This is a genomic window from Taurinivorans muris (genome assembly GCF_025232395.1).
Classification (GTDB): Bacteria; Desulfobacterota; Desulfovibrionia; order Desulfovibrionales; family Desulfovibrionaceae; genus Taurinivorans; species Taurinivorans muris.
Window position 1 is genome coordinate 558,297 of sequence record NZ_CP065938.1, and the last position, 13,040, is coordinate 571,336.

Here is a 13,040-nt window from a genome sequence, read left to right on the forward strand (position 1 = left end):
AGCGCAGGAAAAAAATAAAAACAAAACAAACGGCGAACATAAGCAGCATGTTTAAAAACTTTGTTTCCAAAAGACCATATATGGTATTCATAACTCACCGAAATTATAAATAATTTTTTGAATACTTTCAAAAAAAAACATTTAAGTCAAGCATTATTCCGCTTGAAAAATATTTTTTTTTGGACTAATTAAAGCAGAGGAGTTTCTTATGTCTTTTGTACATTTACATTGTCACACGGAATACAGTTTGCTTGACGGTGCGATAAGGATTGGTGATTTGACAAAAAAAGCGAGCAGCTTGGGTATGCCCGCCGCAGCCATCACCGACCACGGAAATATGCACGGCGCAGCGTATTTTTACATGTCCTGCAAAGATCATGGAATCACCCCCATTTTGGGCTGTGAAGTCTACGTTACAAAAGACCATAAAGACAGCACGAGCGAACTTGCGAAAATTCGGCACCACCTCATCTTATTGGCAAAAAACAAGCAGGGATATCAGAATTTGATTGCTTTGGTCAGCCGAAGCTTTTTAGACGGATATTATTATAAGCCGCGTGTGGATAAAGGACTTTTGGCTCAATACAATGAAGGGATCATCGCCTTATCCGCCTGTATTGCGGGTGAAATTCCGCGCACTTTGCGGGGCAATAACGCTTTTATTCAGGGAGGCGGAACATTTGAAGACGCAATCACCATTGCCAAGGAATATGCAAGTCTTTATCCCGACAGTTTTTATCTTGAAGTGCAGTCAAACACCTTGCCGGAGCAAAGTTTGGTCAATAACAGGATTTACGAGCTCGCCCACGAAACAAAACTTCCCATTGTCGCCACAAACGACTGCCATTATCTGAACAGCAACGATGTGGAAGCCCATGACATTTTGCTTTGCGTCCAGCAGCAGCGTACGGAATTTGATGAAAACCGCTGGAAATTCGATGCCAAAGACCTTTATTACAAAACTCCGGAGGAAATGATAGCGTCTTTTAAAGACCATCCTGACGCTATTGAAAATACCCTTAAAATTGCTGATGAATGTAAGGGATTGGAAATCCAATTAAAAACTCCTCCTTATCATTTTCCTGTTTATGAATTGCCCGAAGGCATGACCCTTGAAACGGAATTTAGAAAACTTGCCAGGGAAGGCTTGGAAAGACGGATTGAAAAACATCCTAAACGGGATACTCTTGATATAAATTTATATAAGGAACGGCTTGAAATGGAGCTCAATGTCATTTGCGGCATGGGCTTTCCGGGCTATTTCCTTATCGTGCAGGACTTTATCAACTGGGCTAAAAACAAAGGGATCCCCGTTGGTCCCGGGCGCGGTTCCGCTGCCGGCTCCTTGGTTGCGTGGTCGCTTCGTATCACGAACCTTGACCCTATTCCTTACCATTTGTTTTTTGAACGTTTTCTCAATGTGGAACGTGTTTCCATGCCTGATATTGATGTTGATTTCTGCGAAGACAGGCGTCTTGAAGTTGTGGAGTATGTTTCCCAAAAATACGGCAAGGACAAAGTCGCCCAAATCGCCACGTTCGGTAAGATGAAAGCAAAAGCCGTCATCCGCGATGTGGGACGCGCCATTGGTCTTTCTTTTCAGGATACAAGCAGGATTTGTAAGATTTTAGGCGATGATTTGGGGATCACCCTTGAAAAATCCCTTGCCAACAATAAAGAATTTAAAGAAGAATACGATAAAAATCCTTCTTCCAAACGGCTTATCGATATTTGTCTGCGTCTGGAGGGGCTTTCCCGTCATGCTTCCACTCACGCCGCCGGTGTTGTCGTGTCCGATAAGCCCATGCATGAATATTTGCCGCTTTTTAAAGGCAAGAAAGACGAACTTGTCACCCAATTCGACATGAAAATCGTGGAAAAAGTCGGTTTGGTGAAATTTGACTTTTTGGGACTCAGAACCATCACATTAATCAATAAAGCCATTAAAAATATCCTTCATCAGGGAAAAACGCCGCCCGATTTGGATACGCTTCCTTTTGACGACCCACAGATTTATGATTTGTATTCAAAAGGGGATACGGACGGGGTTTTCCAAGTTGAAAGCACAGGCATGCGCAAATATCTGAGAATGCTGCGTCCGAGCTGTTTTGAAGATTTGATCGCTATGCTTGCGCTGTACCGTCCCGGACCGCTTAACTCCGGCATGGTCGATGAATTTTGCAAAAGAAAGCATGGAGAAGTCGAAGTTACCTATCCTTTGCCGGAATTGGAAGCTTGTTTGAAAGATACTTATGGTGTTATCGTATACCAGGAACAAGTCATGCAGATCGCCCAAATCGTCGCCCAATACACGCTTGGCGGTGCGGACCTGCTGCGCCGCGCCATGGGTAAGAAAAAGCCTGAAGAAATGGCTCAGCAGCGGGGCATTTTTCTTGACGGTTCCGGAAAGCGCGGGGTTCCTGAAGATAAGGCGAATGAAATTTTCGACCTTATGGAAAAATTCGCCGAATACGGTTTCAATAAGGCACACAGCGCCGCATATGCTGTTATTTCGTATCATACCGCGTACTTAAAGAGATATTTTCCTGTGGAATTCATGAGCGCATTGCTGAGCTCTGAAATCGGAAATCAGGACAAAATTTTAAAATATGTCGCTGTTTGCAATGAAATGAACATAAAAGTCAAAGCTCCTGACATTCAAAAAAGCAGACGGGAATTCACTCCGGATGACGATTGCATCATTTATGGATTAGGCGGGGTAAAAACCGTTGGTGATGAAGCAATCAATGAAATTGTGCGCAACAGGGAAGAAAAAGGACCTTATAAGTCTTTTTATGATTTTTGCCTGCGGGTCAATCTTCGTAAGGTTACCAAGCGGGTATTGGAAAATCTCATAAAATCCGGCGCATTGGATTGTTTCGGTGTGTCACGCAACGGGCTTTTGGCAAGTATGGAAAGCGTTCTTGCCAAAGTCGCAAAAAAGCAAAAAGAAAAAGAATCAAGACAAGTGTCGCTTCTCATGTTCGCACCGATGGACGAAGAAACCGGTCAAGGCGGAATTGGCTTTACCTGCCATGAAAACAGCCTTCCCGAATGGGTGGAAGAAGAAAAAATCAATTTTGAAAAAGAAGCCTTGGGATTTTATTTAACTTCCCATCCTTTGCAGGCGTATAAGACAGATTTTGAACGGCTAGGCATCATTCCCCTTGAAGATGTCAAACAAATGGATAACAAGGCGCTTATCAATACCGCAGTTTTGGTTACGGGAATAAAAGAAATCATAACCAAAACGGGCAAAAAAATGGCGTTTTTGCAAATCGAAGATTTGACGGGACATGGGGAACTGATCATTTTTCCAAAAAAATATGAAGAACTGCGTTCGTATTTTTCAGAAGAATCAAATAATCTTTATTATTTAACGGCAACTGTCGATAAGAGCCAAGTTGAAGAAAACAGTTTTGACGAAGATAAGGACGATGATGAAGAAGCCAAAGTCGAATTGAAACTTCTTGCGGAAAATATGATACCGCTTTTGGAAGCGTGTGAAAATTGCCATAAGGAAGTTTGCATTGATTTCGGCTCAAAACAAATCGCAGATACCGCATTATTCAAACAAATATTGCAAAAACATAGGGGAAAGGCTCCTTTCTACGCTTGGGTAAAAGTTGACGGCGAATTTGCCTGTCAATTGAAGTTCGGCGAAAATTGGAACATTAAGGCAACGCCTGAATTTTATCGGGATATAAAAACATTTTGCGACACGCAATAAAGAGGAATACATGGCACGTTCTTTTTGGCAGTTGACAGTGCGGGAAGGCTTTTCTTCCGCCCATGCCCTGCGTAATTACCAAGGCAAATGTGAAAATATGCATGGGCATAATTATTTGGCGGAACTTGTTGTTGAAGGGGATACCCTTACGGAAGATACGGAACTTGTGGCGGACTTCACAGTGTTGAAAAAAATTCTGCGGGAGGAATTGCAGAAACTTGACCACTGTGTTTTAAATGAAACACCGCCATTTGACAAAATCAATCCTTCTTCCGAAAATATCGCAAGATACTTATGGAAATGTATCGAACCCCGTTTAAAAGAGTTTCCTGTAAGGTTGTACAGTGTGAGTATCAGTGAAAAATCAGCCCAAACGGCGACATATCGGGAAATTAAAGATTGATTGAGCCATGCGTAATTTTGTTTTGCATTCTTTTTATCATAAATTGTATTTTAAAATCGCTCAAACCATTTATTCCGACCATAGGATAAATTCTGTCGTCGCCATTGAAAATATTTTAAAAAGCGATGAAAATGACAATATTTGCGATTTTGCTGTGGCATGCAAAAATTTTTCTTTGCCAACCACAATACTTGATAAAGAATTTCAAATCGTTACGCAGGGAGAAACTGTTCCTTGCTTTTCTTTGACCGTCAATGAATATGATATTGTTGTTTCGCTTTTCAACCTGCATACGCAAAATAGGGAAGAGCAAATTCATTTTATCAGGCAAATGAGGCAAAGCGCATCAAAAGCGATTTTTCTCGAATATGAAAATCCGGAGAGAAATATAGCCTATCTTGGATATTTACCTGTTATTTTAGGGCAATACATAAGCCTTTATTATGAAAACAGAAAAAAATCCGTGCAAAATTCACAGCTAGAAAATATGAAGTCATACCTGAAAAGGGGAGCTTTGGAAGGTATTTTATATGAATTGCCGGCAATTTTACCGGAAAGTTCAATAACTGTTCTTCAGCGTAAAAGCTTTGGTATTGGCGGTATCGGAATGGCATATCTGGAATGGGATTAATTCCAAGGAATAGCCATATCGCTGTTTTCAACAGGACCTTTCAAATCTTCGCCAATTGTTTTATCTTGAAAAACGCCGATTTCCAAAGCGGAATCAGGAACTTCGCTTTTTCCGGGAATAAGTTCTGTTTCGGGATTATGTGCGGCAAAACTATACCAAAAAGCATAAATGCCATAATATTCTTTCATAAAAGACCCCAAGTAATTTCCGTTTCTGCACACGCCGTCGAAATCCCATGTGCTTTGCGTCTGCAAGTCTTTAAAATTTCTGTTTGTGCCTTTGACAATAACGAGCGGGTCTTTGCCCAGCCATACGGTTCTGTCAAAAATGCGTACAACATCGAGCTTTTTATCATGTACGGCAACTAAGGCGTATTTATCAAAGAAAAAATTGACTATGCCTTTTTTCTTCACGTAATTTATATTGATTGCGATAAGTTTTTTATCAAGTTCCAAACCGATAACCATATCTTTCAGCCTCATCCGCGTATCGATATTGGAAACCGGATAAACGAGCTGGTCATTATAATAAAAACTCTCAGGGTCAAGATACGAACCGTAGGGGTCTTTTCCATAGCGTTTTTTGGTTCTCGGAGTCAGCAGCACTTTTGCGTTTTCCTTATCCATGAAATATTCACGTGCCTTATCCCATGTCGTCCAGTATGTCGGCATAAGCTCAAGACCGCGTCCCGTGAGAGTTCCTAAAAAACACAATCCGTACATCTGCGACCAGCGGCTGTTGGTATTGATATCCATTAATACGCTGTTGGCATTGTATTGTCTGCCGTCAGCCTGAAGCTGCAAATATAAATCGTCCCTTTTCGTATTATATGTTGCCAATGTTCCTGAAATCGGACTGTATGTTACGGCAAATGCTTTGTCAGATTCGATAATGTTCAGCACCTCATGCCAAACCATGATTTTTTGCGGTAAAATAATGACTTCACGCTGTTGCAACGGTTTTAGTGAACCGGTAGCCACAATGAACACAATATCGTTCTCATCCAATGCCATTGAGGCCAAACTTACCGTTGTGAACTCCGGATTTACAAGGGGCTGCAAATTGTCGGAATCAATTCCGGTGAAAACCAAATGTTCGGCAATATATTCCAAGTCCTGCTGCGATTGCGGAAATGAATAACATCTTGAATTAAAAAATAAAATACTTGTCAAAACAATAAAAAAAGATAAAACGCATGCTTTGTATTTCATAACAAACTCCTGAAAAGAAGTATAACAATCTTTTAAAAATAGTCAAAAAAAGCCTGCGGAACATTCAAAGCAGGAAAAATTCTTATTCCTGTGCGGATTAGCAGCAACAATTAAAAATAAAAAAACAATCTGTTTTACAAATTTTTACAAATTGCTTTTCCTGGTTGAAATAAGCGGACCTTGAATAGGGAATATTCCTATGATAAATCAATTTGTCCCATAATGTAAATTATGTAAACTTTGAAAAAACATTTTTTCAATTAATATATGAAAGTCTTAGTTCAATTCCTATTAGATTACAACACCATAATACACAAACTTGATAAAATTTTATCAAGGTGATAAAAATAATTCCAAGCTTTGATAAAATTAAGAAGATTATGAAAATACATTTATACCAGTTTCTTGATTATTTTGATTGGAGATAAAATGCTTTTTCTTTGTATTGCTTTATTCATTGTTTTATTTTTATCTATCAAAAAATACTAAACATTGATAATATTGTGTATGCGAGCGAGATGTTCTGCATAAGATTTCGGGATATTTTTTATCTTTCTTCATTTTATATATGGAAATTTCATTCCAAAAATAAAAAGACCGATTAAGTTCTTGGTCTTTTGGTTGTAAAAAGTACCAGCTAAGCTAATGGAGAATAAAAAATCTTCAGGTATACTTTTGGGATATGCATTTTTTGATGTGCTCCTCAATCATAAACTTACGGGGACAGTCGTATAAGCGGCAGTCAAGGTTTAGCTAGAATTTTATCCGTTTCCGGAACCTGCAAACCTTTTTCGGCGTCGAAAATGATATTATATTGTGACATAAATTATTTCTCCGTTTTCAAGGGTCAATTGCAGATTGCCGTGCATAACCCGGTTTTCAAAAGACAAATCGCCAAGTTTCGCGCTGTTCACCTCCGGAAACTTCAAGGCTTCGCCTTCCATATGGTAGGCGAGCAGGGCGGGGTTTATCTGCCTTGAATTTGAAATATCCGTATAAAAATGCGGTATGCCGTCCTCTTGGTTGAAATACATATCTTCCGTGAAAGCACGGCAGGCACACATGCCACATTTTGCGCGACGTCATATTTTCCTGATGTCCAAGCGAGGTTATTGCTGCCGTCAAGCCCGATGTCCCAGTTGCCGTCCAGTAATAGACTTTTATCCATAATTCACCTGTCAAACCGTGATTGAAAGCCACTTATCGGCTTGCTGCCCATTGCCGTGCATTTACCAAAAATCATGCCGCTTTTTGCCGCAAACACAGCCCTGTATACGTCGCGGGCGGATTGGACTGTTGCCAGTACGCCAAGAACCCTGCATGCTTTCAGATATACCTGACCTGCGCTGTCAAAAGCCATACTGTCAAACTCGCCCGCAAGCGGCATGACTTCCCGCACAGCCAGCTCTGTCGCTCTCATTTCTTCACGAATTTCTTTTTTGATTGTGTTCATATCCTGCGCCATACTCTTGTTTCTTGACTTTTTCTTTAGTTGGTTTATTATTTCTTCAAGGTCTTTATCAGCTCCCAAGCAGAGACGACAAAGAATAGGCTCTGCTTGCGTAGGTGGGTGTATTGTACAAACCTTTCCCCATTCATCTGATACAAGACCTTTCTTTAAATATTCCTGTTTTTCTTCTTTTGGGTCTGTTCTTATATCCCAGCCTGTAAGCAGCCATGTTTTTTTCTCTCCATTTTTTTCTAATCGTAACACTGCTTGTATGTTATCTTTTTGAAGAACTATCGAATTGTTACTTTCTGTTCTTCTTTCAATTTTCCCTTCAACAACAGTATCTAAAATATCCCCTAAATAATGCTCCCTGCCGTTTTCAATAATATGTACAATGCCTTCTTTTTTATTGCCGCGTATAAGCGTTACATCATTGGTGCCGCCGTATTGTTCAAGATCATTGCGTAATTTTGGTAAGGCTACTTCCTCTTTACCGTTTGCTATTTCCCTGAGAGCGTTTTTTATTTGTTTCTTCTTTTCCGAAACATCCGCCTCTTTTTCTATTTTCCTGCCGACAGCACCGCCGGTTCCCGTTGACACGTTGCCGGAAATAACGGTGTTCGGCGTGTTCAGATTGACCGCGGTGCTTGCGGAAACGTTCATGGTTTCACACGCTCTATATCAAGCGTTTTTGTTTGAATGGTCAGGCGTTCAGGACACACGAGATTTGCAATGTACTTTTTACTAATAAACTGCCCTATTAAACCAAGACAGGAAGCCGCATTTACAGCTTCCCTGCCCTGTTAGGAGTCTTATGAAGATGAATATTTCAAGGTGATTATCACAACCTTTAACTATCATATCGTATAACATCCTAAAAACTTTACTAAAAAAAATGATTTTTTTAATCTTGCGTCAATGCATTGAATACAGTAAAAGTATTGAGATACATTTTATAAGAGGTAATTATGAGTTTTCTCAAGCCAAGCACAAGTTTCACACGGTTTAGGGTTCTTGATGACATCACTCCGGAACTGCATGAAAATATAGAGGAAATTTTACGAAAATTTGCAGCGAGGGATATTGACGATACCGCTGACGAACGCGAATACGGCTGGACAAGCTTTGATGACATGCTTGATACGGGGTTTTCCGAAACAAGCCCCCGCAAGGCCGAATTTTTTGTTTTCGCTCTTCGCATTGACACACGAAGAATTGCGCCGGCTGTCATAAAGAAACATGTGACCATAGCTCTTCGCCAAGAAGAGGAAAAACTTGCGGAGTTTGGCAAAAAATACATCAGCAAGGACAGAAAAAAAGAAATCATCGAACAGGTGAAACTTCGCTTGCGGGCAAGAACGCTTCCTATTCCTGCTGTTTTTGAAGTTATTTGGGATTATGCCAATAAAACAATATATTTTGCTTCCACACAAAGAAAAATCATCGATTTATTCAGTGAATATTTTGTCAGAAGTTTCAATGTTGCGATTGAGCAAATGCTTCCTTATACCCTTGCGCAAAAAATCTTGGGCGCTGGCTGTGAAGAAGAACTTGACAGTCTTGAACCGACAACGTTCAATATCGATTAATTAAAAATACCGTTAAGTAAAGGAAAACAATATGGCTGACGTTCCCTATCTTGGTGATAATATAGATATTTTATTAGGACAAGAATTTCTTACATGGCTTTGGTACAGAAGTGAATACGCCAACGGGCTTTTCCGCGCGAAAAATGATGAATACAGTTTTCATGTGCGCATTGAACAACGTCTGGTCGTGCGCGGCGGCGAAGGCGAACATCAGGAAACCGCTTCTGTTTCCGGCTCATTTTCTCCGCTTCGTGAAGCGAGGCTCGGACTTTCCACAGGAAAAAAGGTCGTGCGCGCTTTGGTCAATTTTTACAAAGATGAAATGGTTTGGCAAGTCGCTTTGAAAGCGGAAGATTTTTGTTTAAATTCTTTTAAAACTCCTGCGATTGCAAAAGAAAATATGAATGACGCTGACGAAGACGCAACATTTTATATAAAAATGCAATTCATCACCGAAGGTCTAGCGCTTATTGACGAAATTTACCGTCAGTTTCTTGAAATCAGACTTTCCGAAAATGCATGGAATGAAGAAGTTCATGCTGTAAATGATTGGATAAATCACGATATTTCCAAAGGAGCATAACACAGTTGCGTTATTCCGTGCTTGGTTTTTTATTGTATTGCTCAAAAAAACTTTTGTGGATATTGCTTGTTTTTTTAGGAATTACCCTCATCAGTTTTTTTGTCATGCACTTAGCACCGGGTTCGCCAACGGATATGCAGACAAGTTTGAACCCTCTTGTCAACGAAGCATACAGAGAAAAGCTCAATGCCCTGTATGGTCTTGATAAACCTATTTTCATTCAATATTATGACTGGCTTTCCCGTTTGGTTCAATTCGATTTTGGCAATTCCTTATCCGGAAACGGACGCCCCGTCCTTGACGCCATTTTGGAACGCTTGCCCCTGACTGTCGGATTGAACGTAACTTCCCTGCTTCTCGCGCTTTTCTTCGCTTTTCCCATCGGAATAATTTCAGCTGTCCATCAAGGAAAATTCATTGACAAGTTTTTTACTTTCTTGGTTTTTTTGGGTTTTGCCATGCCGGGGTTTTGGCTTGCGCTTCTTTTAATGCTGTATTTGGGCATTGAACATAATCTTGTCCCTTTATCCGGAATAACAAGTTTGGATTTCGATACCTTATCATTTACGGAAAAATGCCTTGATGTCATACATCATCTGTTTTTGCCAGTGCTTGTTTCAACAGTCGGCGCATTAGCGGGAACCTCACGTTTTTTACGTTCTTCCATGCTTGAAGTTTTACGTCAGGATTATATTCTTACGGCAAAAGCGAAAGGACTGACAAAAAATATCATTATTTACAAACACGCCCTAAGAAACGCCCTACTTCCCGTAATAACCCTGCTTGGACTTTCCATACCCGGTCTTATAGGCGGCAGTGTGATTATCGAAAGCATTTTTGCGCTTCCCGGACTTGGACAATTATTTTACAATGCGGTCATGGCAAGGGATTATCCGCTTATTATGGGAAATTTGGTTTTCGGAGCTGTGCTTACGCTCGCGGGAAATTTGCTTGCTGATTTCTGTTACAAACTGGCTGACCCGAGGATTTCACTTAAAACAGGAAATTAATATGCTTGTGCCTATAAAAAAACATTTTTTATTTTTTCTCGGGACAGGAATTGTTTTATGCATGGCATTTTTTGCTGTATTCGCCCCCTATTTAACACCTTATTCCCCGACGGAACCGAATGTCGACATGATGCTGCTTCCTCCAAGTTCTTCGCACGTGCTTGGAACGGACGCGGTAGGAAGGGATATTTTCACAAGGCTTTTATATGGGGCGAGGGTTTCATTATGGGTCGGCTTTATCGCTGTGGGCATTTCTTCCGCCATCGGCATAGCTCTCGGACTTATTTCAGGATACTTTGGCGGAATTATTGATGAAATTATCATGCGCCTTGTGGATATCATGCTTTGTTTTCCCTCATTTTTCCTGATTTTGGCGGTTATCGCTTTTTTGGAACCCAGCGTCACGAATATCATGGTTGTCATAGGTCTTACCTCTTGGACAGGACTTACAAGACTTGTACGGGCGGAAACCCTTTCTTTGCGCGAGCGTGATTTCGTTCTTGCCGCAAAATTGTCCGGTGCAAGTAAATTCCGTATCTTATTCGTCCATATTTTGCCCAATACCTTAGCGCCTGTTTTCGTATCCGCAACACTTGGCATCGCAGGCGCCATCTTAGTGGAATCGTCCTTGAGCTTTTTAGGACTCGGAGTACAGCCACCCTATCCCAGCTGGGGCAATATGCTTTTGGACGGAAAGGATGTTCTTAGCAATGCGCCGTGGTTATCCCTTTTTTCCGGACTTGCAATTTTCATTACCGTACTTGGCTATAATTTATTGGGAGAAAGTTTGCGTGACATGCTTGACCCGAGACTCAAACAACGTTAGCATATGAGGTTGTCATGTTAGAATATTTGAGAATACGTGATTTAGCTTTGATTGATGATACGGAATTGGACTTTACGCAGGGCATGAATGTGCTTACCGGTGAAACCGGCGCAGGCAAGACATTTATTCTGAAAGCGATACAGTTTCTGCTCGGTGAAAAATTAAGTGCGGATATGGTGCGAAAAGGCAAAGAAAAAGCGCAAGTGGAAGCAATTTTTTACATAGGCGACGAAGAATACATGCTTCGCCGCGAACTTGTGGCTGAAACGGGAAGAAGCAGATTTTTTCTCAACGGCAACGTCAGCAACCAAGATACTATCAAGGAATTGCGTCCGTTACTGATTTTACATGTCGGGCAGCACGGGCAGCAAAGGCTTTTGCAGCCCAGTTTCCAAGCCGGTCTCATTGATGATTTCATTGAAAATAAAACGCTCCTGCAACAAAAGGAAGAAAGCGTCAAGGCTCTTAAAAACTGCATTCAGGAGAAAAAGGATTTATTGGATAAGATTGCGGTTCTGAAAGATAAACGGGAACTTTTGGAAATGCAGCAAACGGAAATCGAAAAAGTGGATCCGGAACCTCATGAAGAGGAAAATCTTGAAAATTTAAGACTTCAATTTAAAAACAGTGACCATATTCGGCAAGCCTATGAGGAAGGCTTGGGAATTTTGTTCGGCAATGACGGATCGAGCGGACTTATTCAGCAGCTGAACCAATTGGAACGCGTCATTGCAAATTTAACAAAAGATACTTCATTTGACCATGATATGGGAACAGCTTATGACGCTTTACTCAATTTTCAGGAAGAAGTGAAAGAATTGGGCAATAAATTCAGAAATATCCCAAGTCCAGATGTTGACAGTGAAATGAATTTAAATGAAATCGAGTCCCGCCTGTTCCAATTGGCGCAATTAAAACGTAAACTCAACCGTTCAATCGAACAAATTCTAACTCTTAAAGAAGAAGTTGAAGAAAACCTTTCTTTTCTTGACGCTTGTAATCTTGACATTATTAATATTGAAAAAAGAGAAAGAGAATTGACGCAAGCATTGCAGGAAATTTTGGAACAAACCAATACGGCACGGGAACAAGCCGCAGCAAAATTTTGCTTAGCCCTGCAAGAAGAGCTGCGCGGACTCGGTTTTTCCGAAAAAGTACAAGTCATTCCTGAATTAGTTGAACATGCTGTGATAAAAGACAGCCTATCCCCTTGCATAGAAAAAACGGTTCGCCTGCTTTGGGCGCCGAACCCCGGACAAAATCCGCAAGCTCTTGACAAAATCGCCTCAGGCGGTGAATTATCCCGTTTCTTATTGGCTGTAATCGGCTTACAGCAATCCCAATATGAAGACGCAACGCTTATTTTTGACGAAGTTGATGCGGGTGTTGGCGGAATAACATTGAACCGGGTTGCGGAACGTCTTTCCGCTTTGGCGGAAAAAAGGCAAATGCTTTTAATAACCCACTGGCCGCAATTGGCTATGCGTGGAAGAAATCATTTTAAAATCACCAAGGAATTTATTGATGATGAAACATACAGCCGCTGCGTCCGCCTCAATGAAGCAGAAAAGCAAAAGGAACTGGAACGCATGGCGGGAAAAGAATAG

Annotated in this window: 11 protein-coding genes; 8 read left to right on the forward strand and 3 right to left on the reverse strand. The window is 40.9% G+C overall.

Features of this window, described 5'->3' with window-relative positions:
• Positions 1 to 208: 208 nt before the first annotated feature.
• Genes dnaE through JBF11_RS02550 form a run of 3 tightly spaced genes read left to right on the forward strand, consistent with a single transcriptional unit; the run spans position 209 to position 4,764 of the window.
• Positions 209 to 3,730, forward strand: a complete 3,522-nt coding sequence (gene dnaE / locus JBF11_RS02540) for a DNA polymerase III subunit alpha (RefSeq protein WP_334315817.1) — start codon at positions 209 to 211, stop codon at positions 3,728 to 3,730.
• A 10-nt stretch (positions 3,731 to 3,740) separates the two neighbouring features.
• Positions 3,741 to 4,133 (forward strand): 6-carboxytetrahydropterin synthase QueD, encoded by a 393-nt coding sequence (queD, locus tag JBF11_RS02545; RefSeq protein ID WP_334315818.1) that lies wholly within the window; start codon positions 3,741 to 3,743, stop codon positions 4,131 to 4,133.
• Positions 4,134 to 4,140: 7 nt separating this feature from the next.
• The gene (locus JBF11_RS02550; RefSeq protein WP_334315819.1) at positions 4,141 to 4,764 is read left to right on the forward strand and encodes a hypothetical protein; all 624 of its coding nucleotides are present in this window, start codon (positions 4,141 to 4,143) and stop codon (positions 4,762 to 4,764) included.
• On the opposite strand, the gene JBF11_RS02555 is transcribed toward JBF11_RS02550, so the two are convergent.
• From JBF11_RS02555 to JBF11_RS02565, 3 genes are all read right to left on the reverse strand, one after another.
• Positions 4,761 to 5,975: a DUF3179 domain-containing (seleno)protein gene (locus JBF11_RS02555; protein WP_334315820.1), complete on the reverse strand. Its 1,215-nt coding sequence runs from the start codon at positions 5,973 to 5,975 to the stop codon at positions 4,761 to 4,763. The two genes, JBF11_RS02550 and JBF11_RS02555, sit on opposite strands and share 4 nt — an antisense overlap.
• A gap of 809 nt (positions 5,976 to 6,784) precedes the next feature.
• Positions 6,785 to 7,039, reverse strand: coding sequence for a hypothetical protein (locus JBF11_RS02560; RefSeq protein ID WP_334315821.1), 255 nt, complete (start codon positions 7,037 to 7,039; stop codon positions 6,785 to 6,787).
• A gap of 107 nt (positions 7,040 to 7,146) precedes the next feature.
• Entirely contained in the window at positions 7,147 to 8,088 is a 942-nt protein-coding gene (locus JBF11_RS02565) for a hypothetical protein (protein WP_334315822.1), read from the reverse strand.
• A 305-nt stretch (positions 8,089 to 8,393) separates the two neighbouring features.
• Between JBF11_RS02565 and JBF11_RS02570 the strand changes: the two genes are divergently transcribed.
• Genes JBF11_RS02570 through JBF11_RS02590 form a run of 5 tightly spaced genes read left to right on the forward strand, consistent with a single transcriptional unit; the run spans position 8,394 to position 13,040 of the window.
• Positions 8,394 to 9,014, forward strand: coding sequence for a hypothetical protein (locus tag JBF11_RS02570; RefSeq protein ID WP_334315823.1), 621 nt, complete (start codon positions 8,394 to 8,396; stop codon positions 9,012 to 9,014).
• Between the two features lie 31 nt (positions 9,015 to 9,045).
• Positions 9,046 to 9,597: a hypothetical protein gene (locus tag JBF11_RS02575; protein ID WP_334315824.1), complete on the forward strand. Its 552-nt coding sequence runs from the start codon at positions 9,046 to 9,048 to the stop codon at positions 9,595 to 9,597.
• Between the two features lie 5 nt (positions 9,598 to 9,602).
• Positions 9,603 to 10,607 (forward strand): ABC transporter permease, encoded by a 1,005-nt coding sequence (locus tag JBF11_RS02580; protein ID WP_334315825.1) that lies wholly within the window; start codon positions 9,603 to 9,605, stop codon positions 10,605 to 10,607.
• A 1-nt stretch (position 10,608) separates the two neighbouring features.
• Positions 10,609 to 11,433 carry an ABC transporter permease gene (locus JBF11_RS02585; protein ID WP_334315826.1) on the forward strand — a complete coding sequence of 275 codons (825 nt, stop codon included), beginning with the start codon at positions 10,609 to 10,611 and terminating at the stop codon, positions 11,431 to 11,433.
• 14 nt (positions 11,434 to 11,447) lie between these two features.
• Positions 11,448 to 13,040, forward strand: coding sequence for a DNA repair protein RecN (locus JBF11_RS02590; protein ID WP_334315827.1), 1,593 nt, complete (start codon positions 11,448 to 11,450; stop codon positions 13,038 to 13,040).

What these genes read in the sequence shown, in the direction of transcription:
- queD (WP_334315818.1), top strand. Translation starts at nt 3,741, where the DNA reads ATGGCACGTTCTTTTTGGCAGTTGACAGTGCGGGAAGGCTTTTCTTCC.
- JBF11_RS02585 (WP_334315826.1), top strand. Translation starts at nt 10,609, where the DNA reads ATGCTTGTGCCTATAAAAAAACATTTTTTATTTTTTCTCGGGACAGGA.
- JBF11_RS02575 (WP_334315824.1), top strand. Translation starts at nt 9,046, where the DNA reads ATGGCTGACGTTCCCTATCTTGGTGATAATATAGATATTTTATTAGGA.
- JBF11_RS02590 (WP_334315827.1), top strand. Translation starts at nt 11,448, where the DNA reads ATGTTAGAATATTTGAGAATACGTGATTTAGCTTTGATTGATGATACG.
- JBF11_RS02560 (WP_334315821.1), bottom strand. Translation starts at nt 7,039, where the DNA reads ATGTGTGCCTGCCGTGCTTTCACGGAAGATATGTATTTCAACCAAGAG.
- JBF11_RS02550 (WP_334315819.1), top strand. Translation starts at nt 4,141, where the DNA reads ATGCGTAATTTTGTTTTGCATTCTTTTTATCATAAATTGTATTTTAAA.
- JBF11_RS02570 (WP_334315823.1), top strand. Translation starts at nt 8,394, where the DNA reads ATGAGTTTTCTCAAGCCAAGCACAAGTTTCACACGGTTTAGGGTTCTT.
- JBF11_RS02565 (WP_334315822.1), bottom strand. Translation starts at nt 8,088, where the DNA reads ATGAACGTTTCCGCAAGCACCGCGGTCAATCTGAACACGCCGAACACC.
- dnaE (WP_334315817.1), top strand. Translation starts at nt 209, where the DNA reads ATGTCTTTTGTACATTTACATTGTCACACGGAATACAGTTTGCTTGAC.
- JBF11_RS02555 (WP_334315820.1), bottom strand. Translation starts at nt 5,975, where the DNA reads ATGAAATACAAAGCATGCGTTTTATCTTTTTTTATTGTTTTGACAAGT.